The organism is Hymenobacter cyanobacteriorum, from assembly GCF_022631375.1.
GTDB classification, from domain to species: Bacteria; Bacteroidota; Bacteroidia; order Cytophagales; family Hymenobacteraceae; genus Hymenobacter; species Hymenobacter cyanobacteriorum.
Genome location: NZ_JALBGC010000002.1, coordinates 470,855 through 496,066, shown reverse-complemented (window position 1 = coordinate 496,066; position 25,212 = coordinate 470,855). Strand labels below are relative to the sequence as shown.

At 63.3% G+C, this 25,212-nt stretch carries 22 protein-coding genes and 1 riboswitch; of the genes, 13 read left to right on the top strand and 9 right to left on the bottom strand.

The genetic code is table 11. The features are described 5' to 3' along the window. Positions 1-392 precede the first annotated feature (392 nt). From MON38_RS07250 to MON38_RS07220, 8 genes are all read left to right on the top strand, one after another. The gene (locus MON38_RS07250; RefSeq protein WP_241935494.1) at positions 393-845 is read left to right on the top strand and encodes a hypothetical protein; all 453 of its coding nucleotides are present in this window, start codon (positions 393-395) and stop codon (positions 843-845) included. A gap of 10 nt (positions 846-855) precedes the next feature. Next, positions 856-1,536 (top strand): SCO family protein, encoded by a 681-nt coding sequence (locus tag MON38_RS07245; protein ID WP_241935493.1) that lies wholly within the window; start codon positions 856-858, stop codon positions 1,534-1,536. Between the two features lie 145 nt (positions 1,537-1,681). Further along, a complete protein-coding gene (locus tag MON38_RS07240) occupies positions 1,682-2,077 on the top strand; it encodes a c-type cytochrome (RefSeq protein ID WP_241935492.1) in 396 nt (131 codons plus the stop codon). A 193-nt stretch (positions 2,078-2,270) separates the two neighbouring features. After that, positions 2,271-3,209, top strand: coding sequence for an enhanced serine sensitivity protein SseB C-terminal domain-containing protein (locus tag MON38_RS07235; protein ID WP_241935491.1), 939 nt, complete (start codon positions 2,271-2,273; stop codon positions 3,207-3,209). Between the two features lie 201 nt (positions 3,210-3,410). Further along, positions 3,411-4,769, top strand: coding sequence for a M28 family peptidase (locus MON38_RS07230; protein WP_241935490.1), 1,359 nt, complete (start codon positions 3,411-3,413; stop codon positions 4,767-4,769). 77 nt (positions 4,770-4,846) lie between these two features. Continuing rightward, positions 4,847-5,191 carry an SMI1/KNR4 family protein gene (locus tag MON38_RS22955; RefSeq protein WP_422388675.1) on the top strand — a complete coding sequence of 115 codons (345 nt, stop codon included), beginning with the start codon at positions 4,847-4,849 and terminating at the stop codon, positions 5,189-5,191. A gap of 184 nt (positions 5,192-5,375) precedes the next feature. Continuing rightward, complete coding sequence (locus MON38_RS07225) at positions 5,376-5,585, top strand: SPFH domain-containing protein (RefSeq protein ID WP_241935489.1); 210 nt, start codon at positions 5,376-5,378, stop codon at positions 5,583-5,585. Between the two features lie 82 nt (positions 5,586-5,667). Next, entirely contained in the window at positions 5,668-7,011 is a 1,344-nt protein-coding gene (locus MON38_RS07220; protein WP_241935488.1) for a T9SS type A sorting domain-containing protein, read from the top strand. Positions 7,012-7,090: 79 nt separating this feature from the next. Here the strand turns inward: MON38_RS07220 and MON38_RS07215 are convergent, their stop codons facing one another. Then, entirely contained in the window at positions 7,091-7,951 is an 861-nt protein-coding gene (locus MON38_RS07215; RefSeq protein ID WP_241935487.1) for a DUF2911 domain-containing protein, read from the bottom strand. Positions 7,952-8,185: 234 nt separating this feature from the next. Between MON38_RS07215 and MON38_RS07210 the strand changes: the two genes are divergently transcribed. Both MON38_RS07210 and MON38_RS07205 read left to right on the top strand, forming a co-directional pair. After that, positions 8,186-9,097: a hypothetical protein gene (locus tag MON38_RS07210; protein ID WP_241935486.1), complete on the top strand. Its 912-nt coding sequence runs from the start codon at positions 8,186-8,188 to the stop codon at positions 9,095-9,097. Positions 9,098-9,332: 235 nt separating this feature from the next. Beyond that, positions 9,333-10,805, top strand: a complete 1,473-nt coding sequence (locus tag MON38_RS07205) for an SDR family oxidoreductase (protein WP_241935485.1) — start codon at positions 9,333-9,335, stop codon at positions 10,803-10,805. A 132-nt stretch (positions 10,806-10,937) separates the two neighbouring features. On the opposite strand, the gene MON38_RS07200 is transcribed toward MON38_RS07205, so the two are convergent. The 6 genes from MON38_RS07200 to MON38_RS07175 all read right to left on the bottom strand — a co-directional run bounded on the left by MON38_RS07200 (position 10,938) and on the right by MON38_RS07175 (position 17,077). Next, a complete protein-coding gene (locus tag MON38_RS07200) occupies positions 10,938-13,523 on the bottom strand; it encodes a type IA DNA topoisomerase (protein ID WP_241935484.1) in 2,586 nt (861 codons plus the stop codon). 90 nt (positions 13,524-13,613) lie between these two features. Continuing rightward, positions 13,614-13,955, bottom strand: a complete 342-nt coding sequence (locus tag MON38_RS07195) for a DUF5615 family PIN-like protein (protein ID WP_241935483.1) — start codon at positions 13,953-13,955, stop codon at positions 13,614-13,616. A gap of 5 nt (positions 13,956-13,960) precedes the next feature. Continuing rightward, positions 13,961-14,194 carry a DUF433 domain-containing protein gene (locus MON38_RS07190; RefSeq protein ID WP_241935482.1) on the bottom strand — a complete coding sequence of 78 codons (234 nt, stop codon included), beginning with the start codon at positions 14,192-14,194 and terminating at the stop codon, positions 13,961-13,963. A gap of 82 nt (positions 14,195-14,276) precedes the next feature. After that, positions 14,277-14,996, bottom strand: a complete 720-nt coding sequence (locus tag MON38_RS07185) for a GAF domain-containing protein (protein ID WP_241935481.1) — start codon at positions 14,994-14,996, stop codon at positions 14,277-14,279. Between the two features lie 102 nt (positions 14,997-15,098). Further along, positions 15,099-16,103, bottom strand: coding sequence for an SUMF1/EgtB/PvdO family nonheme iron enzyme (locus tag MON38_RS07180; RefSeq protein WP_241935480.1), 1,005 nt, complete (start codon positions 16,101-16,103; stop codon positions 15,099-15,101). Between the two features lie 266 nt (positions 16,104-16,369). Next, complete coding sequence (locus tag MON38_RS07175; RefSeq protein WP_241935479.1) at positions 16,370-17,077, bottom strand: hypothetical protein; 708 nt, start codon at positions 17,075-17,077, stop codon at positions 16,370-16,372. A gap of 270 nt (positions 17,078-17,347) precedes the next feature. Between MON38_RS07175 and MON38_RS07170 the strand changes: the two genes are divergently transcribed. Then, entirely contained in the window at positions 17,348-17,815 is a 468-nt protein-coding gene (locus MON38_RS07170) for a hypothetical protein (RefSeq protein ID WP_241935478.1), read from the top strand. 159 nt (positions 17,816-17,974) lie between these two features. Here MON38_RS07170 and MON38_RS07165 read toward each other — a convergent pair whose 3' ends face one another. Beyond that, positions 17,975-19,435: an amino acid permease gene (locus MON38_RS07165; protein ID WP_241935477.1), complete on the bottom strand. Its 1,461-nt coding sequence runs from the start codon at positions 19,433-19,435 to the stop codon at positions 17,975-17,977. A gap of 232 nt (positions 19,436-19,667) precedes the next feature. Then, positions 19,668-19,759, bottom strand: a riboswitch (SAM riboswitch). A 167-nt stretch (positions 19,760-19,926) separates the two neighbouring features. On the opposite strand from MON38_RS07165, the gene MON38_RS07160 reads away from it, so the two are divergent. Then, on the top strand, positions 19,927-20,355 hold the full coding sequence (locus tag MON38_RS07160) for a hypothetical protein (protein WP_241935476.1): 429 nt from the start codon (positions 19,927-19,929) through the stop codon (positions 20,353-20,355). A gap of 147 nt (positions 20,356-20,502) precedes the next feature. Here MON38_RS07160 and MON38_RS07155 read toward each other — a convergent pair whose 3' ends face one another. After that, positions 20,503-22,482: a TonB-dependent receptor plug domain-containing protein gene (locus MON38_RS07155; RefSeq protein ID WP_241935475.1), complete on the bottom strand. Its 1,980-nt coding sequence runs from the start codon at positions 22,480-22,482 to the stop codon at positions 20,503-20,505. 234 nt (positions 22,483-22,716) lie between these two features. Here MON38_RS07155 and MON38_RS07150 point away from each other — a divergent pair, with 234 nt between their 5' ends. Then, on the top strand, positions 22,717-25,200 hold the full coding sequence (locus tag MON38_RS07150; RefSeq protein WP_241935474.1) for a M1 family aminopeptidase: 2,484 nt from the start codon (positions 22,717-22,719) through the stop codon (positions 25,198-25,200). Positions 25,201-25,212 lie beyond the last annotated feature (12 nt).

The window sequence follows — 25,212 nt, the reverse complement described above, 5'->3', positions numbered from 1 at the left end:
GTGAGTGGATTGGTAGATGAGGAGGTTAAACTCTGTCATCCTGAGCATTCTGCGCATAATAAGCAGAGGCGAAGGACCTTCTCACGTCTGAACTGTTTGCAGTGAATCCAAACGCCGCAGCCATGAGAAGGTCCTTGGCTACGCGCAGGATGACAAACCAGTTATGCTAGGCTTTTGATTTGACCGATTTTTCCGCGCTGCCGCCACAGCTGCCCTCCCTGCCGCCTCACCCGTTCCGCGGTCCCGTCACAACCTTCCTCCCTACCGCCACGCCTCTCCTCCCTGCCGCCCCATCCTTCCGCGGTCCCATCCCACCGCTCCTCCCTCCCGCCTCACCGCTCCGCGCTGCCGCCGCACCTTTCCACTGCCCCGCCCCGCCGTACCTTTGCCCCGTGAAAAGCTCCCTCAAAAACGCCGTTTGCGCGGCCGCCGCGCCCTTCCTGCTGCTGGCCGCCTGCTCCTCGCCCAACAAGCCCATCAGCGAAGGAGCCGCTCCCTCGCCCGCCAGCGCCGCCGAAATCGCCCTGATGGCCACCCACGACTCCCTCATGTTCCAGACCGACGAGCTGATGGCCCGCAAAGGCAAGCTCTCGGGCTACCACTCCGAGGCCCCCGCCCCCTACATCCACGGCCTCACCGCCGCCGACAACGCCATGATGGCCTGGATGCACCAATACAAAGCCCCCGACAGCACCGCCACCCCGGAGGCCCGGCTTGCTTACTTCCAGCAGCAGCAGCAGCAGTTGGCTGTAGTGCGCCGCCTGTTCCGCTCCTCGCTCGATTCGGCCACCAAATTCCAGGCCCAGCACCCCGCCGCCGGCGACGTGGCCCCCGCTTCCAAATAACCCCCACCCCATGACGCTGAAACGCCTGTTGCTGCTGCCGGCCCTGGCCGGCACGCTGCTCGCCCCCGCTTGCACTGCCCCGCCCAAGGAAGCCGCCCAGCTGCCCATCCTCGGCGAGCGCGACATCCGCCCGCGCGCCGACGGCGGCCCCGCCGACACGCTGGCCACGCCCGTGCCCGCCTTCGCCCTCCGCGACCAGGCCGGCCAGCCCGTGAGCAATGCCACCTTCGCCGGCCGCGCCTATCTCGCCGATTTCTTCTTCGCCACCTGCCCCGGCATCTGCCCCAAGCTGCAAAGCGAGATGCTTTCGGTGTTCAAGCTCTACCCCACCGACGCACGCCTCGGCTTCCTCTCCATCACCATCGACCCCGCCCACGACTCCACCGCCGTGCTGCGCGACTACGCCCAGCGCCTGGGCGTGCCCGATGCCAACCGCTGGCACTTCGCCACCCTCGGCGACCGCGCCGCCACCTTCACGCTGGCCAACCGCTTCCTCACCGGCGTGATGCCCGACACGCAGTCGCCCGGCGGCCTGGCCCACAACGGCACCCTCGCCCTCATCGACGACCGCGGCTACATCCGCGGCGCTTACGACGGCATGAATGCCCAGGAAGTTGCCCGCCTCAAAGCCGAGTTGCCGCTGCTGCTGGCCGAAATCGACGCCCGCAAAAAGGGCGTGGCCGGGCGGTAGCGTTGGTTATTTTGATTTGAACAGGTCTGTCATCCTGAGCGCAGCGAAGGACCTTATCACGTTAGAACGACTTGCCGTAGCGCTAACGGCGCAGCCGTTATAAGGTCCTTCGCTAGGCTCAGGATGACAAATAGTCCCCTTCCCCATGCCCCTCCGCCGCCTCCCCGGTTTCCTGCTGTTGCTTGTGCTGCTCCCCGGCTGCTTCAGCAACAACCGCCACCAGGGCGAGAAGCTATATGCCCAGCACTGCGCCAACTGCCACGGCGATAAGGGCCAGGGCATCGGTCGCCTCATCCCGCCGCTGGCCGGCTCCGACTACTTGGTGGACCACCGCGCCGAGCTGGCCTGCCTGCTGCGCAACGGCCAGAACGAGGTGATTGTGGTGAACGGCATCGGCTACCACAACATCATGCCCGGCAACAAGGGCCTGAGCCCCGCCCAGCTCACCAACCTGCTCAACTACATCGAGAGCCACTGGGGCAACGAGGCCGCCCCCCGCACCATCAGCGAAGTGCAGGCCCAGATGGATAAGTGCCATTGAGGGACCTAAACGGTATAGGGGCGGGGCCTGCCCCCGCCCGGACGTTCGCATCGCCCGAACGGGTCCGTTCAATGAAGGGCGGGGGCAGGCCCCGCCCCTACCTCGTTCACCCCCCCAACCCGCCTTTCCCGCGCCCGAAACCCATTTTTTGCCGTAGATTGCACCCCTAACCCCACTCGCATTCCAACTCATTATGGGCCTGTTTGATTTCCTGAAAAATAAACCCGCCGACACCCCGGCAACTCCTCCCCCCGCTACCCCCAACGCCACCCCCGCCCCGGCCGACAAGCCCGCCGGCGGCCCCCGCTACCAGGGCGCCAAGTTCACGGCCCCCGTCGAGCCCGAGCCCGTGGTGCCCACCTACCAGGTACCCGAGCCCCAGCCCTTGCCTTTCGAGCCCGAGAACGTGCTGGAGCAGCTATTGCTGCTGGCCGCTACCCAGGAGGAAGCCCGCCCCGCCTTCTACCAGGCCCTGCTCCAAGAAGAAATTCTCATGATTCTGGCCCCCATGGAGGGCATCGAGCCCGGCGAAGTAACGCTGGCCGAAGGCCAGGAAATCCAGCTTCAGGTGCTGAGCGACGGCAAGCTGCCCATCTTCAGCTCGCCCCCGCGCCTCACCGACGGCGGCATCGATAACGGCCCTGTGAGCTACGTGCGCATCCCCGGCCACGCCTTTTTCAACATGATTCAGGGCCAGGATTGCGTGCTCAACCCCTTCTCGCCCGCCGGCAAAATTCTGCCCAAAGACGAGCTCGCGGCCCTGCTCGCCGGCCAGCTCACCGGCCCGCTCTCGCCCGCTGGTGGCGACGCTCAGGTGCTGCTCAGCCAGCCCGCCGAAATGCCCGAGGGTGTAATCGAGGCCGTAACGGCCTGGGCCGCCACCCAACCGCACATCGAAGCCGCCTACCTGGCCCAGATGCAGGTAGCCACCAACCCCGATGTGCCCCGCCTGCTGCTCGCCTTCATCAGCAGCACCCCCGACCCCAGCTTCATGCAGGAGCTCGGCCCCGTACTCGAAGGCAAAACCAACGCCTACCAGTTCATCGATTTGATGCTGCTGAACCCGGAATCGGAAGAGGGCGTGAACCCCTACTTCCGCACCATCGCGCCGTTCTACCTCTTCGGCCAATAAGCCGAACGAAATAGGGCGCCTGTGGCGTGCGCGCCATCTTCTCTGCTCTTCTGGAACGTCATGCTGAGCGCAGTCGAAGCATCTCTCCCGCGCAAGTATCCCACTCGAATGGTTTACTCACTGCGAGCGAGATGCTTCGACTGCGCTCAGCATGACGTTCTTTTTTTAACGCTTTCCATTCGCCTTCCCTACCTTCCCCTTATGAAATTCGCCGCCCTTCTCCTGGCCCTTGCGCCCTTCGCCGCCCTCGCCCAAAAGCCCGCCCCGCTCCTGCCGCAAGCTGATGCCAATATTCAAAAGCTCGTCGATGAAATATCAGCCAAAAACCTCGAAGCCGACATCCGCAAGCTGGTTTCCTTCGGCACGCGCCACACCCTGAGCGACACGCAGAGCCCCACGCGCGGCATCGGCGCGGCCCGCAACTATGTGCGCGACGAGTTTCTGAAGTACAGCAAAGCCGGCGGCGGCCGCATGACCGTCGAGATAGACACCTTCACCGTGAAGCCCGACGGCCGCCGCATCAACAAGCCCGTACTGATGGCCAACGTGCTGGCCACCCTGCCCGGTACCGACCCGACCGACACCCGCGTCATCCTCGTCAGCGGCCACATCGACTCACGCGTGAGCGACGTGATGAACGCCACTGCCGACGCACCCGGCGCCAACGACGACGGCTCGGGCACTGTGCTGGTGATGGAGCTGGCCCGCGTGCTGGCCGGCCAGAAGTTTCCCTGCACCCTCAAGTTCGTGGCCGTGCAGGGCGAAGAGCAGGGCCTTTACGGCTCGGGCCACCTGGCCGAGCGCGCCAAAAAAGAAGGCTGGAACCTGATTGCGATGCTCAACAACGACATCGTGGGCAACTCCCACGGCTTCGACCCAGTGATTAGCGACGATAAGCATTTGCGCGTGTTCAGCGAGGGCGTGCCGGCCACCGAAACGCCCGAGCAGGCCAAAATCCGCCGCCAGCTCAGCTCCGAGAACGACGCACCCAGCCGCCAGCTGGCCCGCTACGCGGCCCGCATGGCCCAGCTCTACGGCCACGGCCACCAGGTCACCATCGAGTACCGCCCCGACCGGTTTCTGCGCGGCGGCGACCACACGCCCTTCAACCAGCAGGGCTTCGCCGCCGTCCGCTTCACCGAAATGAACGAGGATTTCACCCACCAGCACCAGGACCTGCGCACCGAAAAGGGCCGCGCCTACGGCGACGTCACCGAAGGCGTGGACTTCGCCTACCTGCGGCGCAACGCCGGCGTGAACCTCGCCACCATGGCCGGCCTGGCCCTGGCCCCCGCTGCCCCCGCCAAGGTCGAAGTTCTCACCGCCAACCTCACCAACCGCACCGAACTGCGCTGGCAGGCGCCCGCCGCCGGCCCCAAGCCCAGCGGCTATGTGGTGCTGGTGCGCGAAACCAGCGCCCCGCAATGGCAGCAGCGCTACCCCGCAGCGGGCACCACCGCCGACCTGCCCATCAGCAAGGACAACTTCATCTTCGGCGTGGCGAGCGTAGATGCCGCCGGGCACGAGAGCGTGGCCGTGCTGCCGGTAGTGGGGCGGTAGCGTTTTTCTTCACCTGTTTTCAAAAGCATGTCTGCAACTGCTTTTCAACGCGTTGATTTAATTAATTTCCGGGATGAGTGCGGGTATGCTTTCGAAGCATATGTAGTGAAGAAATTCTTTCGGGTGAATTCATCCGTTCGGTAGAAAGTGAACTGGGCTACACACTACCCGCTGCTTATATCGAACTAATGAAAATCCACAACGGCGACATTCCTTGCAATACCTGTTTTCCCACTAAATCAGCTACGTCGTGTGCCGAAAATCCTGTAGCCATAACTGGGATTGCGGGGATTGGGAGAATAAGACCCTATTCGCTTGGTAGAGCGTTAGGCAGTCGGTTTATGATTGACGAATGGGGGTGCGGAAATAGGGGTTTGCATTTGCGCCTGCCCTCCGGCAGGCCGCGACATCATTATGCTTGACTACTAGAGTTGCGGAACAACCGGTAAACCAACAGTCGTGCACGTTGACCAGGAATTCGATTACAAAATCACGTTCTTGGCCGAAAATTTTGCATCATTTATCACGGGATTAGTCAGCGAGAAGTTCTCTGCTATTTCTGCGTAATTCGGGTGGGGCGAGCGCGCCGCTGTCAATGCTTCGCTGATGCAGATTGTGGACGCTGCCACCAAAAGCCGGCGCACGAAAATTGAGCTGGCCGCAATCAGGGACGTGGAAATGCTCGAATCCAGGCAGAAAGCCGTGGCGCGCAAGGCAGAGGGTACTCGCGCAAACCGCGCCCGCGTCATCAAGGCGGTTTCAGAATTCACCAACGCGGCCCGTCGCTTCGCCCGCATGGCGCAGCAAGCAAAATAAGCGGCCCAATTTTAGGCTTCAGAGCTGGCCAGCAGCTAACTTGCCGCTGTTTCACCCGTTTTTTTCCCCTCCCCCCTTTTTTATGAACAAACTTTTTCTCTCTTGCCTGGGGCTTTGCCTGCTGGGCTTTACCGCCCAGGCCCAATGGGTAAACAAACCCATTGGGTTTGCCGCCGATACGTACCCATTCTACACAGATGCCATTGATGCAAACACGGCCTGGGTAGTGGGCAGCGACTTTATTTCGAGCAGCTACGTGCCGGCCCAAGTGGCCCTCACCGTGAACGGCGGGCAGACCTGGACGGTGACCACAATGCCGGTCAGCACTGCCGACGAAGAAGAATTCACGGCGCTTTCGGCCGTAAACGCGACCACGGCCTGGGCCACTACCGTGATTTCGGGAGTGGAAGCCCGGATTATCCGCACCACCAATGGCGGGCAAACCTGGACCACGCAAAGCAGCCCCACCGTGTATGGCAACCCGGATAGTTACCCGGACATGATTCACTTTTTCTCGACGACGGACGGGGTCACCGTGGGCGACCCTGTTGCGCCATCGGGGCCGATGGAAATGTTCACGACTTCGAACGGGGGCGTGAACTGGACGCCGGTGGCGGCGCCGCCGGCGGCGCAGGCCAACGAATACCCGTTGAGCACGCCGCCGGCAGCCTTTGGCAACCACATCTGGTTCGCGACCTCGCGGGGCCGGGTATTCCACTCCACCGATAAGGGCCTGACGTGGACGGTGGCCACCGTGGCCGCGGGGGCAGTAAACATTGGCACGCTCGTGTTTCGCGATGCGCAGAATGGCCTGCTCTCCATACTCAACCCCACCTCTACCGCTCACCGGCTCTACCGCACCACCGATGGCGGGGCCACCTGGGCTGCCGTTACGTACACGGGCCCGCTGCATGGCACGGGCTTGAGCGTGGTGCCGGGCACGTCGCAGTACGTATCGGCCGGGGCCGACATTGGCAACGGCGACCAAGGCTCGTCGTACTCGCGCGACAACGGCCAAACCTGGGTTTCGCTCGAAACAACCTACAACCACTTCGTTACGGAGTTCGTGAGCAACACCGTTGGCTGGTCGAGCGCGCTCGATTTTAGCGGGATGCAGCTGAACCCAGGAGCCAACCGCTACAGCGGCACTGCCCTGGCGACCCGTACCGACGCGGCCCTGCAGGCCAGCCTCACCGTGTCGCCCAACCCGGCCCTGGGCGGGCGCTTTAGCTTGCGGGCCAGCCGCACGGCGGCCAACCCGGCCACGGTGCGGGTGCTCGATGCCACCGGCCGCCTGGTGCAGCAATTACCCTGGTCAAACGCCACCGGCCTCGAACTGGACCTGAGCCGCGAACCAGCCGGCCTGTACCTACTCGAAGTAGAAGGCGCTACCGGCGTCGCCCGTCAGAAAGTAGTGGTGCAATAGCCGTCGGCTTCTTCGCCTTCGTCAAACAACAACGCCCCCTACCGTGGTAGGGGGCGTTGTTGTTTAGGAGGGGTGCCGCTTATTTTTTCGCGCCGGCCGCGGCCAGCACCTCCTGGTTCAGGCGCGTGTACTCCGCCTTCGACACCTCGTTCTTGTCGGCTTTCACGAGTTCCAGCGACTTGGTGGCGGCGGCAATGGCCTCCTGGTTTTTGCCCTGCTTTTGCAGCAGCTTGGCTTTCCAGTAGTAGCCATAATATTCGGTGGGGGTTGCTTTGATGTACTCATCGAGCCAGCCGATGGCGGGCGTAAGGTCTTTGCCGGCGTTGTAGTAGTACTGTGCTGCTTGTACGTAGGGCTTTTTGGCGCCTTGCATGGCCTGCGCAATCTGGCCCATCACAATACGGTCGGGGTCGGCGATGACGGGCAGGACCACCTGGGTGCGGTCCCAGCTCACAACGAGGTCGGCAGAAGCGGGCCGGAGGTTTTCCACGGTCAGGCTCATAGTTTCGACCGGGGCAGCCAGTTTTGTGGGCTTGGCTTTCACGCGCAGCACGTCGAGCGCCTGCTTGTAGTCGTAGCTGCCCCACTGGGCGGTGTCGCGGTTCAGAACAAAGGTCCATTCCTTCGCGTCGGGGATGGCGAGCAGCGCGTAAGCCCCGGCCGGCACCGGCTGGCCGTTGATTTTCACCTCCTCACCAAAACGCACTTTGGTGATGGTGTTGGCCCCCATGCGCCACACCGTACCGTAAGGAATCAGGCTGCCAAATGCCGTGCGGCCGCGCAGCGAGGGCCGCGAATACGTCAGGTCGATGTAGGAAGTAGAGAAGTTCTGGTGGATGCGCGTGGTTGGGCTCAGGGGCGGAATGCTGAGTTTGGTCTGGGCTTGGGCAGTGGGAGCCAGCAGCAAGCCAGCCGCGAGCAGTTTTAGGGAGTGCTTCATACCCGCAAAGAGGAAATATTAATGCCAGGGTTGCGGGGGAATTTATTTTCTCAATACGCAATAAGCACCTCTCACCAAAAGCCCTATTATTTAAATTTAGAGAATTGATTATCAGCAAACACTAATCAATTTGAGCTGCTGCAAAAGTCTGATTTACGGATTTTATGGTTGGCCCGGCAGTGGGGGCGGCGTGTTCCTTTGACACATCATTCCACCACTTCTTTTCTGCATCCCATGCCCCGCCTGCCGTTCCACCGCCGCCACCTTGCTGCCGTAGCCACCCTGTTGCCCGCTTTGCTGGCACCCACTTTCGTTCGGGCCCAAGCCGTTGGTGCCGAACCAGCTACAATAGAAACGACCCGCAGCTTCGAGGTACGGGGCGGCTACACGGGCGGCCGGTTCTCGCACAGCACCGATGACTTCCACTCCAGCATTAGCCTGTTTGGCGGCAGCGGCAGCTCGCGCACGGGCTTTCCCGTCGAGCACCGCTACGATGGGCTGATGCTTGGCGGCGACTACGTGCTGGCCCAGCACCGGCCCGACCGCCCCAGTATCACCACCCTGCGCGTGGGCCTCGATGTGCTGGGCGCCGCCGACCGCCTGCGCATCGGCGACGGCCGCCGGGCCACGGTGGCCCTGCTGGCCGCGCACCCGCACTTCAGCTTTGAACTGCAGCGGCACAAGTGGCAGACCCGCGTGGGCGTGGGCATGCTGGTGGGGCGCGTGGGCTATTACGGCCAGGACCAGGGATTCGACCTGCTGGCTACAAACACGGTGGTCGACACGGTGAACGTGGTGCCCACCTTCAGCCTGGAAATGAACTGGAACCACTGGGTGCAGTACGAAGCCGGCTACGGCGCCAACGGCCTGCTGGGCCTGGCCAACCCAACGTATTACGGGGGCCTGGGCACGGGCTTCGGGCCGCGCAGCCCGCTGGCGCTGGTGGTGGGCGTGAGCAGCGCGGCATCGCTGGCCTACAACCAGGCGGTTAGTTCTTTCGCCTATTCCCGCCTCACGCTGGCACCCGCCGGCCGCCCCTGGCAGGCCAGTGCTTTTGCCACGTTCGGCTCGGCGCAGTACCAGCGGGTGGCCTTGCAAGTGGGCTATAAGCTGCCGCAGAAAGGGGCGCCCGGCGCCCCCCGCTAAGCGGTGGTCTTCCCAACCGTTCCAATAGCCCTTTGCCCGTAGCAAGGGGCTTTTTGGTTGAGCAGCCCAACGCGTACAAAGGCGCAACCTGGTAACGGGGCAGGAAGAGCGTGGGCAGGCATCGCATGGTTGCGCACGATGCAGCAAACAACCCGGCGGCGCGGCCGTTCAACCTCCAGCGGCGGCTTAATTTCTAAGCTCAACGCCCTGTATCCACTCCTGCCCCGCTTGCCGCATGAAAATTCTCCTCACCGGGGCCACCGGCTACATTGGCCAGCGCCTGCTGCCCCTGCTGGCCGCCGCGGGCCACAACGTAGTATGCCTCGTGCGCGACCCGCGCCGTTTTGCCCTGCCCGATACCATGCCTGAAGCCTTGCATTCGCGCGTGACGACGGCCACCGGCGACCTGCTGCGGCCCAAAACCCTGGCCAGCCTGCCCACCGACATCGACGCCGCCTACTACCTCGTGCACTCGATGAGCAGCGGCAACGAGGACTTTTTTGCCCAGGAGCAGCAGTCGGCCCAGCATTTCGTGCGGTATCTCGACACGACCACCGCCCGGCAGGTCATCTACCTATCGGGTATTGCCAACGATGCCAACCTGAGCGTGCACCTGCGCTCGCGCCGCGCCGTGGAAAACGTGCTGAGCCAGGCCCAACACGCCAAAATCACGGTGCTACGGGCCAGCATCATCATCGGGTCGGGGTCGGCTTCTTTTGAAATCATTCGCGATTTGGTGGAGAAGTTGCCCGTGATGGTGACGCCGCGCTGGCTGAACTCGCGCTGCCAGCCCATTGGCATCCGCGACATCATGTTCTACCTCACCGCCGTGCTCGATAACGCGGCCTGCTTCGGCCGGGCTTTCGACGTGGGCGGGCCCGATGTGCTGACTTACCGCCAGATGCTGCTGGGGCTGGCCGCCGAGCGCGGGTATAAGCGTTGGATTGTGACGGTGCCCGTGCTCACGCCCCGGCTGTCGTCGTGGTGGCTGTATCTGGTCACGAGCACCACGTTTTCATTGGCCCAAAGCCTGGTTGAGAGCCTGAAGAACGACACCGTGTGCGACCCCGGCAAAAGCATCAGCGCCGTGGTGCCGCACACGCCCATGAGCTACCGCGCCGCGCTGGCGCTGGCCTTCACCCGCATCGAGCAGAACGAGGTGGTGAGCAGCTGGAGCGACGCGCTGAGCAGCGGCACCATGCGCCAGAACTACATGGATGCCATCCAGATTCCCAAAAACGGCATGTTCTTCGACCGCCAGCTGCAACCCTTCACGCGGCCGGTGGCCGAAGTGCTGGACAATATCTGGCGCATCGGCGGCGACCGGGGCTGGTACAAAACCGACTTTCTGTGGAAGCTGCGCGGGCTGATGGACAAGGCCGTGGGCGGCGTGGGCCTGCGCCGGGGCCGACGCTCGCCCTCGCGCCTGCGCGCCGGCGACCCGCTCGATTTCTGGCGCGTGCTGGTGGCCGACAAGCCCGGCCGCCGCCTGCTGCTCTACGCCGAAATGAAGCTGCCCGGTGAAGCCTGGCTGCAGTTCCGCATCGTGGACCAGCCCAACGGCACCCACGCCGTGGAGCAACTGGCCGCCTACCGCCCGCGCGGCCTGGCCGGCCGGCTGTACTGGTATTCGGTGCTGCCCTTCCACGGCATCATCTTCAAAGGCATGGTGAAGAACCTGGTGGAGTATGGGGAGACGCCGGCTTAGCTAGAACGTCATGCTGAGCGCAGTCGAAGCATCTCTACCGCAGCAGTAAATCAATGTCGATTGCAACGAAGCGGTAGAGATGCTTCGACTCCGCTCAGCATGACGTTCTTTATCACCCAAACAGAAGCTCCTCTACCCAAACACCGGCACCACGCGGCCCTCTTCCACCTTCAGCGCAGCATCGTACTTGTTGCCAGTTTTAGAAGAAATAAAGCCGCGGATGACGCTGGTTTCGCCCTTGCGCAGCAACTGCTTGAGCTGGGTTTCGGTGAGCTGCTTGCCGCCCCACTCGAAGGCCACCCGGAACTGGCAGTCTTCGCGGAAGCGCGAGCAGCCGTAGGCGGTTTTGCCTTTGAGCATGGTGCCAAGCTTGCACACCGGGCACGGAATCAGGCCCGAATCGGGGGCGGCGCCGGGCTTGCTGTCGGCCACCTGCAGCAAAATAGGCTGGAAGGCGGTATCGAGCCCGATGGCGGCGTCGAACTTCTGGCCCTCGGCGCCGATGAAGCCTTTCATCACCGGCGTGCGGCCTTTGGCGAGCAGGGCTTTTACCTGCGGGTCGCTGAGCTTCTTGCCGTGGACTTCGGCCGGCAGCCGGAACGTGCAGCCTTCGCGGAATCGCACGCAGCCGAAGGCCGTTTTGCCGCGCACCACGTGGCCGGTTTTGCAGGCCGGGCAGTAGCCGAGGCCGTTGGCCCCGGGCAGCGTGGCCGGGCCGCCGGGCTTGGCGGGGCGGCCGCCGGTCATTCCGGCGGGCACTTTGCCGCTGGCGGCCGCGCCCCCATTCTGGGCCGCCTGCACCGCCAATTCGGCGCTGCCCGACGTGACCATGCGGCCGCGCCCGTCGTTTTTCACCTCCGAAACCATCTCGCGCACCAAGGCCGAGAGCTCGCCCAGAAAGCCTTCCGACGACAACTCGCCGCGCTCAATCTGGCGCAGCTTGTGCTCCCATTGGCCCGTGAGCTCCGCTGATTTCAGCGTGGGGTTTCTAATCAGGCCAATCAACTCCACCCCCGTCGGGGTGGGCACGATGCGCTTCTTCTCGCGCTTGATGTAGTTGCGCTTGAACAGGGTTTCGATGATGGCGGCGCGGGTGCTGGGGCGGCCGATGCCGTTTTCCTTCATGGCCTGGCGCAGCTCCTCGTCGTCGATGTTGCGGCCGGCCGTTTCCATGCCGCGCAGCAGGGTAGCTTCGGTGTAGTCCTTGGGCGGCTGGGTCATCTTGCTTTCCAGGCGCGGGTCGTGCGGGCCGCTTTCGCCTTTCACGAAGTTGGGCAGCACCGTACTCACGGCATCGTCGTCGCCCTCGGCGGGCACACCGGCGGCGCCCGGGGCGGGCGCAGGCTTGGGAGCCGCTTGCTGGGTGGGGTCGCCGTACACCACGCGCCAGCCGGGATTTAGAATCTGGCGGCCGCGCACGCGGAAGGGACGCTCGGCGGCTTCGGCCAGCACCGTCGTGTTGCTCACTTCGCAATCGGGGTAGAAGGCGGCGATAAAGCGGCGCGCGATGATGTCGTACACGCTGGTTTCCATGCCGCCGCCGGGGCCGGCCGCGCCGGTCGGGATGATGGCGTGGTGGTCGGTGACTTTATTGTTGTTGAAAACCTTGGGCGTCTTTGGAATCTTGGCGGCCAGCAGCGGGCCGGTCAGCGCATCGTAGCCGATACCGCGCAGGATGCCGGGGATTTTCGGGTACTGGTCGTCGGGCAGGAAGGTGGTGTCGACGCGCGGGTAGCTCACGGCCTTCTTCTCGTACAGCGCCTGCACGATTTTCAGCGTGTCCTCGGCCGAGAGGCCCAGCTGGTTGTTGCACTGCACCTGCAACGAGGTCAAATCAAACAGGCGCGGCGGGGACTCGCGGCCTTTCTTAATCTCCACGTCGGTTACGCGCAGCGGGGCGGGGCGCACGGCTTCGAGGGCTTCTTTAGCTTCCTCCTCCGTCACGAAGTAGCCCAGGGCCCGCAGGCGGCTCTTGGTGTCGGGCGCGGCGTCGGCGTCTTTCGCTTTATCCGGTGACGCCATGTGGCTGAACAGGGTGCCGCGGTATTCAGTCTTCAGCACCCAGTACGGCTCGGGGCGGAAGTTCTGGATTTCGTGCCAACGCTCCACCAGCAGGGCCAGCGTGGGGGTTTGCACCCGGCCGATACTTAGGAGCTGCTTGTCCTGGTAGGTGGTGTATTTGAGGGTGAAAAGGCGCGTGGCATTCAGGCCCAGCAGCCAGTCGCCCACGGCGCGGCTTTTGCCGGCCTGGTACAGCGAGTCGAATTCCTTGGCCTCGCGCAGGTTGGCGAAGCCCTGGCGGATGGCTTCTTCGGTGAGCGACGAAATCCAGAGGCGCTTGACGGGCTTGCGGCACTTGGCTTCCATCAGCACCCATCGCTGAATCACCTCCCCTTCCTGCCCGGCGTCGCCGCAGTTGATGACTTCGGTGGCCTCGCTCACTAGCTTTTTGATGGTGTTGAACTGGCTGACCACGCCCGCGTCGCGGCGCATGAGCTTGATGCCGAACGTGTCCGGAATCATGGGCAGGTTGTGCAGGCTCCAGCGCTTCCACTCGGGCTGGTAGTCGTCGGGCTCCTTGAGCTGGCAGAAGTGGCCGAAGGTCCACGTCACCTGGTAGCCGTTGCCTTCCATGTAGCCGTCCATGCGGCGGGTGGCGCCCAGCACGTTGGCGATTTCACGGGCCACGCTGGGCTTTTCGGCAATGCAAACTATCACGGAATTCGGGTTGATTTTACGGGGCCGCCGAAGGGTTTTCGGCGTAGGGAATCAACAAAGGTAACCGCGAAAAAGGTCGAATCGGCGCAACTACGGCAGCCGCAGCATCAGCAGACCAAACTCGGTTTGAGCGCCCAAGAACTGCCGCAGCTGGGGCAAGTGCGCCACCATGAACGCGGCCAGCTGCCCCACCGGCACCTGCGCGTTCTGGAGAGCGACGATGCGCGGCGGAAACCCATTGGCAACCACCAATCGCACAAAATCTTCGTCCTTCGTGATGATGTCGTAGCCGTGCTGCCGGGCGTAGCGCCAGATACTGGTATCGGGGCTGTTATCGAGCTGGATATCCCGCACGTGCAGCACCACCTCGCAGTGCGGGCGCAGCTGGGCGGCCAGTCGCCACGACACGTTCTCATCGAGTAGCAGTCGCATACAAACTAAGCGGCGGCCAGCAGCACGATGCTCTCCTTATAGGCCGCGTAGAGCAGGCAGGCGCGTACGTGCGCTTCGGTAATGGCCGGAAAATCTTCCTGAATCTCGGCCGCGCTCATGCCGTTGGCCAGCATGCCGAGCACCTCGGCCACGGTGGTGCGGGTGCCGCGCAGAATGGGCTTGCCGAACCGGATTTCCGGGTTCAGCTCAATGTATTGGGGAATTGCGGCGGTGTCCATGGGCGTGGCGGCGGGTCGTTGTCGGGTCAAGTTACGCGGTTTTACTCGCTGCGTTCAGACACCTGCCGAAACGGTTTCCCGCCTACCCCAGCAGCGCCTTCAACTCGCGGTTCAGCGTCTGGGCCAGAAACCGGGCCTCGTCCAGCCGCGACTCCACGTAGCGCTGGGTGTCGGCGGTGTCGGGGGCGGTTTCCCACTGACGCAGCTCGGCCAGGGTGGCCAGGCGGGTGAGCGACTGCTGCACGGTGGCATCGAGGCGGGTGCGCAGCTCCTCCGACACGATGAGGCCGGTGGCCAGCGCGGCTTGCAGGCGCAGCAGTTCCTGGGCTACCTGGGCCAGGTCCTTCAGCAGCTTGCCTTCGGAGGGGGTGAGCTGGCGGGGGCGGCGGTCGATGACGCAGAGGCTGCCCAGGGGCTGACCCTCGGGCGAGCGCAGGGCCTGGCCGGCATAAAAGCCCAGGTGCAGCTGCTGGGCCACGTAGGGATTCACGAGGGTGCAGGGCGCGGCCACCACGTCGCGGAATTCGGTGAGGTCGTGGCTGAGGATGGCCACCGAGCACATGCTGTCTTCGCGGGGTACGCTCAGGGCTTCGGGCAGGCCCTCCTGGCCGATGAACACCACGTCGTCGGCCCGCACCAGGCTCACGAGGGCAATGGGCATGTCGAAAAGCTTGGCCACAATGCTCACGAAGTCGTTGAACACCTCCTGGCCCGGGGTGCCCAGCACCTGGTAGGGCTGCAGGGCCGCCAGGCGCTCGTGCTCGTAAGAAGGTAGCAGGCCTGGATATTGGGTGGTGTTCATCGTTAAGCTGAGGGATTCCGCTGCCAACTACCTGAATAGGTTAAAAGTTCGGCGGGGCGCGGGCGAAGGTACGGTGGGGCTAGCGTGCGTCTGCCAGTGTACTCAATCGAGCACTGCTTTGCGGCGCAACTCCACTACGCAGGCGCAACGAAACCCAAGCCACTCCTGTGGTCCGTCATATGGGAAGCTGGTCTTCAACGTGAAATCCAGAATAGAGTGCCCGAAGGAGCCGCCTTTGGCTACGCCGGGCGTGGCCGTTAGCTCGGCCACATTGCCCACCATGTTGAAAAGCCCATAGCCGTTGGGCGGGTTTGAGTAAGCGTATTGCGGAAAAGTACCGTCCGTAGCAGACCAGGATGTGCCGGGTTTTTCACGGCACCGAAAAGGGGCCAGCGTGTTGCCCACATAGCCCTTTTCGAGCACGTTAAACTCCATTCCAAAGATGGGCGCACCCAGTGGCGCGGCCTCGGCAATGGCTGGGAGACAACTGGCAAAATCGTTGCGCTCTCGCAGCAATCCCCGTTTATACTGCGCGGTACCCGGCACGGGCGGCCGCACCACGCCATAAGGCGCTTTTGTCGGGTCGAGCGCAGCAGCAGCGGCAGTCTCCCACTCGGCCACGGTGGGGAGCCGATAGGTGATAACGACATCATATTGTTGCAGCAGCTTCTTATGCTTCTTTTTGAAGTCGGCCGATTGCAGGTAGCCTTCCCGCACCTTGGCCGTGCGCCATCGGCAGTAGCTAACTACCTGGCTGTACGTAACGCCTACAACCGGGAAATGGCGAAAATCAGCGTACCCGTAATAATAAAACCGGCTTTTATTAATCGTGTCGTGCCGAGCGAACAGCCACCGGCGCAGGCGCAGCGTGTCGGGCAGTTGCGATTGATAAAAAGCGTTGGAAGAATCGTTGCGTAAGAAATGCAGGTATTCCATCCAATGCAGATTAGTCACCTCGGCTTCATCCATAAACAAGCTGTCGCCGACCGGCACCACTCCCGGCGCTTCTACGGAGCGCAATAGTGCCTGCCGCGTTTGGGCAGCGCAGGGAGAACCGAGCGTTATCAGCAGCGCCAGAACCCGCAATAGCATGTCGTAATGCTTCATGGCTCAAAGTAAGCAGTACGGAGCTCCGGCCCTCCCGCCGCCGCACCGCGCAGCCCACTCCGGACGTCCGCAGCGGCCTTCGCGCCGTGCAACGGGCACTCCGGAGCTCCGCAACAAGCATTTCCGGCCGCGCAGGCCGTTGCGGAGCTCCGGAGTGCCCGCCACCGTGGCGCGAAGGCCGCTGCGGACGTCCGCAACGCCTGTTTCGCACGGAAACGCCCATTGCGGAGCTCCGCAACGGGCGTTTCAGGAAGCAGCAGTCAGTATCAGCTTTTCGGAGCGATGCCGGGCAGCTGGCCTTTCTTTTTGCCGCCGCCCGTATCGGCCTTGCTCAAATCGAAAAACGCGGCGGCGCGCTGGGGCTGGTCGGCGTATTCGAGCAGCAGGGTGGCGTAGGCGCGGAACAGGGCGCGGCAGGTGGCTTCGCGGCCGTCGTGTAGGTCGATGCGCTGGGTGTCGGTGGTGGTGGCCTGGGTGTCGGCGCGCTTCAGGGCGTCGGCCAGATTGGGCAGGATGGTTTCGCGGCCCTCCTTGCGCAGCGGCGACGGGAACACCGTGGGCCGGTCATCGAGCGCATTCAGGAAGGCCTCGAAGGCATCTTCGACCTTGGTCTGGTTGGCCTTGGCCAGGCCGCCACGTCCGTTGGGGAAGATGGCCACGAAATCGGCGCTTTTCTCCTCGTAGTTGGGGATGACGAACTTGCGCTCCACCTTTTTCACGTAGGCCTTGAAATCAGCCAGCGCCTGCGCCAGGGTGACGACCGCGCCCCGGGCCGCCCCCGAGAGCTGGCCCACGTGGGTGGTGCGGTAGCCACCGAGGGAGGTAGCGAGGGCCGCAGCCACGGCCTGGAAGGCCGGGCCGCCCTGCTCCAGGGCTTGCAGGGTGAAGGCGGCCATGTCGGCAAACTGGTCGCGGTTGAGGCGCAGGTTCAGGAAGAAATTCTCGAACCGGGCGGCGTATTTGGGCTGGGCCATGCGGTAGATGTGGGGGTTGGTGGATGGATGGGCAAAAGGTAGGAATTTTTGCCGAACTGCCCGCCCGGTTTGATTTGTGCACAAAGCCGTTTGATGCCTGCTTTCGGCAGGCGGAGGCGCAGGGGGCCTTCGCATTCGCTACCAGGCAGCTAAAACGGGCATGCCGGCCACGCCCGCGCTCACCAGCCGCTGGCGTAGCGAACGCCGCGCCGCCGCCACAACCGGCCAGCCCAGCCCGCGTAGACACCGGGCACCCTCCCGCGCTTTGTTATGGCCCGTACCGTTGTTGGTTTGTTCACCAGTGTTTCCGAAGCCGAGTTTGCCGTTGCGCAGCTGCAAGCCGCCGGCTTTGCCGGCCCGGCCGTGCAGCTCGCCACCCGCGAAACCCTGCAGGCCCAGCACCTGCCCGGCCTCGAAGCCCCCACCGAAACCTTTCAGGACGGCGTGGTGCGGTTTTTCAGCAACATTTTCAGCGGCACGCAGCTCGATGATGCCGCCGCCCACATTGCCGCCACCGGCCCCGAGCACGCCGTCATCACCGTCGACACCACCACTGCCGCCGAAGCCGACCAGGCCCGCGAGCTGCTGGACCGCAACGGGGCCATCGACGTGTACAAGCAGCGCCCGCTGGCCGCCGCCACGCCCACCCCAGACGCGAACGAAATCGACCTTGAAGGCGACCTCGGCCGCGTGCGCGACGACGAGGAGTTGGACGCGAACGGGCTGACGACGCATTGATAGTTAAGAGCTGGGAGTTAAGAGCTGGGGCGCCTGTCATCCTGAGCGCAGCGAAGGACCTTATCACGTCGGAGCAGTTTACAGCAATCCGTTCAACCGTGATAAGGTCCTTCGCTGCGCTCAGGATGACCAGCGCCCCCAACTTTTAACTTTTAACTCCTAACTCTTAACTGATGCCCCTTCCTGCGCCAGCCGCAGCTTGCTATGCTTGCGGCCGTAGCCGAAGTAGATGACCATGCCCAGCGCCAGCCATACAATGAGACGCAGCCACGTTTCCCAGGGCAGCGAGGCCATCATCACCAGGCACACCACGATGCCCAGAATGGGCACCACCGGCACCCACGGCGTGCGGAACGAGCGCGGCGCATCGGGGTTGGTTTTGCGCATGATGAGTACGCCGAGGCACACCATCACGAACGCCAGCAGCGTGCCGATGCTCGTCATCTCGCCCACCACCGAAATGGGCACGAAGCCCGCAAACAGCGCAATGAACGTGCCCAGCAGCAGCGTCGACTGCGCGGGAGTGTTGAACGTGGGATGCAGCCGCGAGAACACCGGCGGCAGCAGCCCATCCTTCGACATCGAGAAAAATACCCGCGACTGCCCCAGCAAATCCACCAGAATCACGGAAGTATAGCCCACCAGAATGGCCAGAATCACGGCCGAGGACAGCCAGGCGTAGGGCGTTTTCTCGATGGCAATGGCCACCGGCGCGGCGCTGTTCTTGAACTCGGTGTAGTTGGCCAAACCGGTCAGCACGTGCCCGAACAGCACGAACAGCACCGTGCACACCGCCAGCGAGCCCAGAATGCCAATGGGCATGTTGCGCTGCGGGTTCTTGGTTTCCTGCGCCATCGTGGCCACGATGTCGAAGCCGATAAAGACGAAGAAAATCACGCCCGCCCCGCGCAGAATCCCGCTTAGCCCAAACTCGCCGAACGTTCCGGTATTGGCCGGGATGTAGGGTTGGTAGTTGGCGGGGTCGATGTACTGCCAGCCCAGGGCAATGAACACCAGCACCACCGCCACCTTCAGGGCCACCACCAGCGCATTGAACCACGCCGACCCTTTGGTACCGCGCGTCACGATGGCCGTAATGGCCAGCACGATGAGCATGGCCGGCACGTTCACGTAGCCGCTCACGGTGCTGCCGTCGGCCAGCGTGGCGCTTTCGAACGGCGACATCACCAGCCGCGCCGGAATGTGCAGCCCGTACTTGCCCAGAAACTTGATGAGGTACTGCGACCAGCTGATGGCCACCGTGGCCGCGCCTACCGAGTATTCGAGCACTAGGTCCCAGCCGATAATCCAGGCAAACAGCTCGCCCATCGTGGCGTACGAATACGTGTAGGCCGAGCCCGAAACGGGCACCAGCGCCGCAAACTCGGCGTAGCACAGCGCCGAGAAGGCGCAGCCCACGGCCGCCACCACAAAGGAGAGCGTTACGGCCGGCCCCGCATTGTTGGCCGCCGCGATGCCGGTGAGCGAAAACAGGCCCGCCCCAATAATAACGCCGATGCCAATGGCAATCAGGCTCACGCCGTTCAGGCTGCGTTTGAGAGTATTCGCCCCCGTTTCGGCTGCCTCCGCGCGGAGCAGCTCCAGTGATTTTTTCAACATAACCAGATAAATACGCGCCACGCCACCGCCCCACCCGGGGCGGCCGTGCCGCAAAGCAAAAAGCCCGTAAAAAGGAATTGGAATGGCCGGCCGCAGCGTCAGCTACGCGGCGTTAGCGCCCGCAATCAACAGCAACAACAGCCCGTCAGCATCCGGCCCGCCGATAACAAACGGGCACGAAAAAGACCAGGAAAAGCAAGCGAGGCAGCAGGAACAGCAGGCACGGCAGTTGTTTTTATATAATCAGGACTTGGCACCGGCCCGCGGTTGCGGGTGGTTGCCGGCGCGTCGTCGAGCCTGTCTCTCAGCGCCTCTGTATAAAAACAATCCTTCGGGGAGAAAGAATTGATGGCGCAAAGGTAGCGCCGAATGGCTGCCCGGGCCAACCGCAACTACCGCCCGGCAACCCCGCCGCGCCGCCGCGCGTATGGGCGAGGCATTTGGCTGGCGCGTATGTCCGCTTCCCACCACCTGCCCGATACCGCCAGTTCATGTCCGATACCGTTGTGCACGCCGAGCCGTATGGCCGCATGCTATTCTCGCCCGAAGTTCCGTGTTTCATCATCTCCTGGCAGGGCTTTGCCAACAGCGAGCAGTTCCGCTTCCTGATGAACCGGGGCCTGGAGCTCTACGAAGCCGAAGCGGCCCGCACCCAGCCCCTGGGCTGGCTCGCCGACACCCGCGACGTGCAGGCCGTGAAACCCGCCGACCAGGAATGGATGCGCACCGACTGGAACATCCGCGCTCACAATGCGGGCATTCGCCACGTCAGCTTCGTGGTGCCAGAAACGGTGTTCGGCCAGATTTCGGTGCAGAGCTACACCCACAACGTGGCCGAAACCAACGCCTACGAAATCGAAACATCCCAGCACCGCACGCTGCAGGAAGCGAAGGACTGGTTGAAAGCACAGATTCAGTAGCAGATTATTAACCGAGTTAAAAAGCGTCATGCTGAGCGAAGTCGAAGCATCTCTACCGCCAAAGTAATCATTTACTCTTGCGGTAGAGATGCTTAGACTTCGCTCAGCATGACGTTCTTTTTATAGGCAGTTTCGGTAGCTTTAAACCTACCGCCGCAGCGCCAGCCGCACGCCGGCCATCAGCCAGCGGCCGGGCATCTGGGCGCCCAGCAGGTCGGAGTATTTGGCATCGAACAGGTTCTGGGCCTGTCCTACCACCCATAGGCGCTCGGGCAGCAGCGCTACATCCAGCCGGCCGTTGATGACCACGTAATCGGGCGTGAGCTGGGCCTCGTTTGCGGTAGCGCTGGCGAAGGCTTGCTGGCCGGTGCGCTGCTTATACACCCCGCCCAGGCTGGCCGTGAAGCGGCGGTGCACCAGGCTCACATTGCCGCTCACGAGCTGCCGGGCCACGTTGCTCAGGTACTGCGACGTAATGTTGCCGTCCACGTTCAGATGGGTGTAGGTGTAGCCCACGCTGCCTTCGAGGCGCAGGCCCTTGCTTAGCTGGGCGCGGGTGCTGGCTTCCAGTTCCAGGCCCTGCGTGCTCACGGCAAACAGGTTTTCGGCCAGGCGGTAAGTGTAGGCCGCGTTCAGGTTAGCAAGCCCGGTTTTTTCAATAACCTGCGCGCCGGACTGGCTCACGTAGTCAATCAGGTTGCGGCCGTAGCGGTTGAAATAGGTGCCGCGCAGCGTCAGGGCCGGCAAGGGCTGGAAATCGAGGCCGCCCTCGTAGCTCCAGGTGCGCTCGGCGCTCAGGTTGGGGTTGCCAATGTTGAAGCCGTTGGGCACCGTGCCGGGCCGAATGGACGAATAATACTGCTCGGTGAAATTAGCCGCCCGAATGGCCCGGCCCACCGCTCCGCGCACCGTCAGCTTGTCGCCCAGGCGCTGGCTGGCCGTGAACTGGGGCAGCACTTCGGTGCCGTAAGCCTGGTCGTGGTCGACCCGCAGGGCCGCCGTCAGGTTCAGGCCGCTGGTGGGCGCGAGGCCGGCCACCGCAAATGCCCCTTGGTGCCACACCGAATGGATGCCCTGGTCGTTGCTGCGCACGCGGCGGCGGTCGGCCTGGCCGCCCAGGGTCAGCTGCACCTTGTCGGAAAAGCGCAGCTGGTGCTGGGCCTGCACGTTGAGGTAGTGCATGAGGTGACTGCTGGCCACCGAAGTGGGCGTGTAGCGGTAGTCATCGGTGCTGGAGTTGCCCACCAGTTGCAGCTCGGTGCGGGCGCGGGTGCTCCAGTCGTAGCGCAGCTGGCCCTGGTACCAGTCGCGCGAGGTGGTTTCGCGGGCGCGGTCGCTGGGCGAGTTCGTGTAGAAATTCTGGGCGTTGTAGTCGCGCCGGTCGAAGCTGGCGCGGGCGGCGGCGCTGAATTTCGGGCTGATTTGGTACGCGCCCGAGAGCGAGTAGGTGTTCAGCTTGAAATCGTTGCGCCCGCCGCCGGGCAGGTTCAGCAGTTGGCCGCTGGCAGTGTTGTTGAGGATGCCGCCCGCCAGGCGCAGGCCCTTGTCCTGGCCGTAAAAGCCGGCATTGGTGGTTTTTAAGTCGTATTCGCCGGCCATGAAGGTGCCGCCGATTTCCACGCCATCGGGCCGGTGAGTGGCGGCGAAGGTTTTGGTGACGATGTTGACGAAGCCGCCCACGGCATCGGGGCCGTAGAGGGCCGCGCCGGGGCCGCGCACTACTTCAATCTGCTCAATCTCGGCCGGTGTAATGGGCAGGTAGCCCGCGAAGTGGCCCGTGAGCGGGTCGTTAAGCCGCATGCCATCCAGCAGAATCAGCACTTGGTTGAAGGTGGAACCGCGCAGCGTAATATCGGCCTGCGTGCCGAAGTTGCCGCGGCTCTGCATTTCAATGGCCGGCAGCAGCCGCAGCAAATCATCAAGCGAGGCCACGGGGTACTGGCTGAGCGTGCGGCCCGAAACCACGGTCACGTAGCGGCCGGTCTGGCCGGCCACCTGGTCGAGGCGAGTGCCGTACACCGTCACTTCGTTCAGGGCGCGGGTGCTGTCGGCGGGGGTACTTTGAGCGAGGGCGTTAAAGGTGAAAACAGTGCAGAAAAACGGGGTGGTGTAGCGCGTAAGTCGCATTCATAGGTGGGTTGGTGGGGGTGCAAAGTTATGGCCGATGTAGGGGCGGGGCCTGCCCCCGCCCGGACGTGAGGGTCGCATGGCTCGCTGTTTCCACGATTCTGTTCTGTTACGGGCGGGGGCAGGCCCCGCCCCTACGGCTCTATCCGCTACTTTCGTGCGGCCAGCCGCAACGTCGGACCGGTACTCGCGTCCTTCGCGCGAAATCGATTTTCACTCACCCGAAGTTTCACTATGAAGCATCTTTTCGCGCTGGGCCTGCTGGGCCTGGCGGCTACTTCGCCGGCGTTCGCGCAGGCTCCCACCCCGCCGGCTGCCAAGCCCGAATCTCCCTACCGCGCCTCGGCCACCAAAGTCAACGACCTGGTGCACACCAAGCTCGACGTGCGTTTCGACTACGCCAAGCGCCACCTGCTGGGCAAAGCCTGGATTACCCTCAAGCCCCACGCCTACCCCACCGACTCGCTGCGCCTCGACGCCAAAGGCATGGACATCAAGGCGGTGTCCATGATGAGCGGCGACAGCGGGAAGGCCCTGAAATACAACTACGCCGATGGCATGAACCTGCGCATCAACCTGGGCCGCATGTTCAAGCCGGGCGAGGAATACACGATTTACATCGACTACGTCTCGAAACCCGATGAGCTGAAAGTGAAAGGCTCGGCTGCCATTACGGACGCGAAGGGCCTGTATTTCATCAACCCCGACTCGACCGTGAAGGGCAAGCCGGTGCAAATCTGGACGCAGGGCGAGACCGAAGGCTCGTCGGCCTGGTTCCCGACCATTGACCGCCCCAACCAGAAAACCACCGAGGAAATCTCGATGACCGTGCCCAGCAAGTACGTGACCTTGAGCAATGGCCGCATGGTGAGCAGCACACCCGCCGGCCCCGGCCTGCGCACCGACGTGTGGAAAATGGAGCTACCCCACGCCCCCTACCTGTTTATGATGGCCGTGGGCGACTTCAAAAAAACGACCGACACCTGGCGCGGCAAGGAGGTGAGCTACTACCTCGAGCCCAAGTACGCGCCCTTTGCCAAGCAGATTTTCGGCAACACGCCCGACATGCTGGAGTTCTTCTCCAACCGCCTCGGCGTGGAGTACCCGTGGAATAAATACAGCCAGATTGTGGCCCGCGACTACGTGAGCGGCGCCATGGAAAACACCACCGCCACCCTACACGGCGAGCAGGTGCAGATGACCGACCGCGAGCTGATTGACCGCGAGTACGGCTCCGAATCCGTAATTGCCCACGAGCTGTTTCACCAGTGGTTCGGCGACTACGTGACGGCCGAATCGTGGTCGAACATCACCGTAAACGAGACGATGGCCGACTTCTCGGAAGGCCTCTACGCCGAGCACAAATACGGCAAGGATGCCGCCGACTCGCACTACTACCGCTACCTGCGCCGCTACCTGAGCTCGCCCCGCGACGCCGCCAAAACGCTCGTGCGCTTCCACTACGACGAGCAGGAGGAGGTTTTTGACCTGGTGAGCTACCAGAAAGGCGGCGCCATCATGGACATGCTGCGCACCTACCTGGGCGACGACGTGTTCTTCGCCGGCCTCAAGAAATACCTCACCGACAACAAGTTCGGCAACGGCGAGGCGCACCAGATGCGCCTGGCGTTCGAGGACGTGTCGGGCCAGGATTTGAACTGGTTCTGGAACCAGTGGTACTACGCGCCGGGCCATCCGGTCGTGACCATCGATTACGCCTGGGACGCGGCCAAGAAAGCCGAAACCGTGACCGTGAAGCAAACCCAGGCCGGCCAGACCTTCCGCCTGCCCTTCACCATCGATTACTACGTGGGTGGCAAGGTGATGCATCAGCCCGTGACCATGACGGAGGCCACCCAGACCTTCACCATGCCCCTTTCGGCCAAGCCCGACCTGGTGAACGTGGACGCCAACAAGAAGACCCTGTGGCTGAAAACCGACAATAAAACGGCCGCCGAGTACGCCTACCAGTACGCCCACGCGCCCTTGTTCGTCGACCGCCGCGAGGCCATCGACGCCGCTGCCAAAGACCAGACCGTGGCCGCCAACCGCGCCACGCTGCTGGCCGCCCTCAACGACAAGTTCTACAACAACCGCCTGGCGGCTGTGGAGGCGCTGAAGCTGGATAATAAGGACGTGGCCAAAGTAGCCGCGCCCGCCCTGCGCAAGCTGGCCGCTTCCGAGAAAGAGCCCTGGGTGCAGGCTTCGCTGCTCGGCGCGCTGGCTAAGCTGAAGGATAAGAAGGACGAAGCCTATTTCACCAAGCAGTTCAGCAGCCAGTCATACAACGTGCAGGGTGCCGCCCTGCGTGCCCTGGCCGCCGTGCAGCCCGCCCAGGCCCTGAGCCGCGCCAAAACCCTCGAAGCCAACGCCCAAGGCCCCGTGGCCCAGGCCGTAACCGAGGTATATGCCAAAGCTGGTGGCCAGGCCGAGTGGGCTTTTGTGCGCGACAAGTTTGACGCCGCCCGCCCCCAGGGCAAGTTCAACATGATGGAGCCGCTGGCCACCATCACCGGCCGCCTCGACGATGCTGCTTCCATCAATGAAGGCATTACCCGCCTCAAGGATTTAGGCGTCAAGTACAAGAGCTTCGGGGCCGACCGCCCGGTGCTCAACTATCTGCAAGCCATTGCCAAAGCTCAGGCCGGCCGCCCACAGGCCACCGCCACCCAGCAGGCCGTCGACCAGGCCGTGGCCGCTGTGCAAGCCGCGAAATAATCATCTGTCATC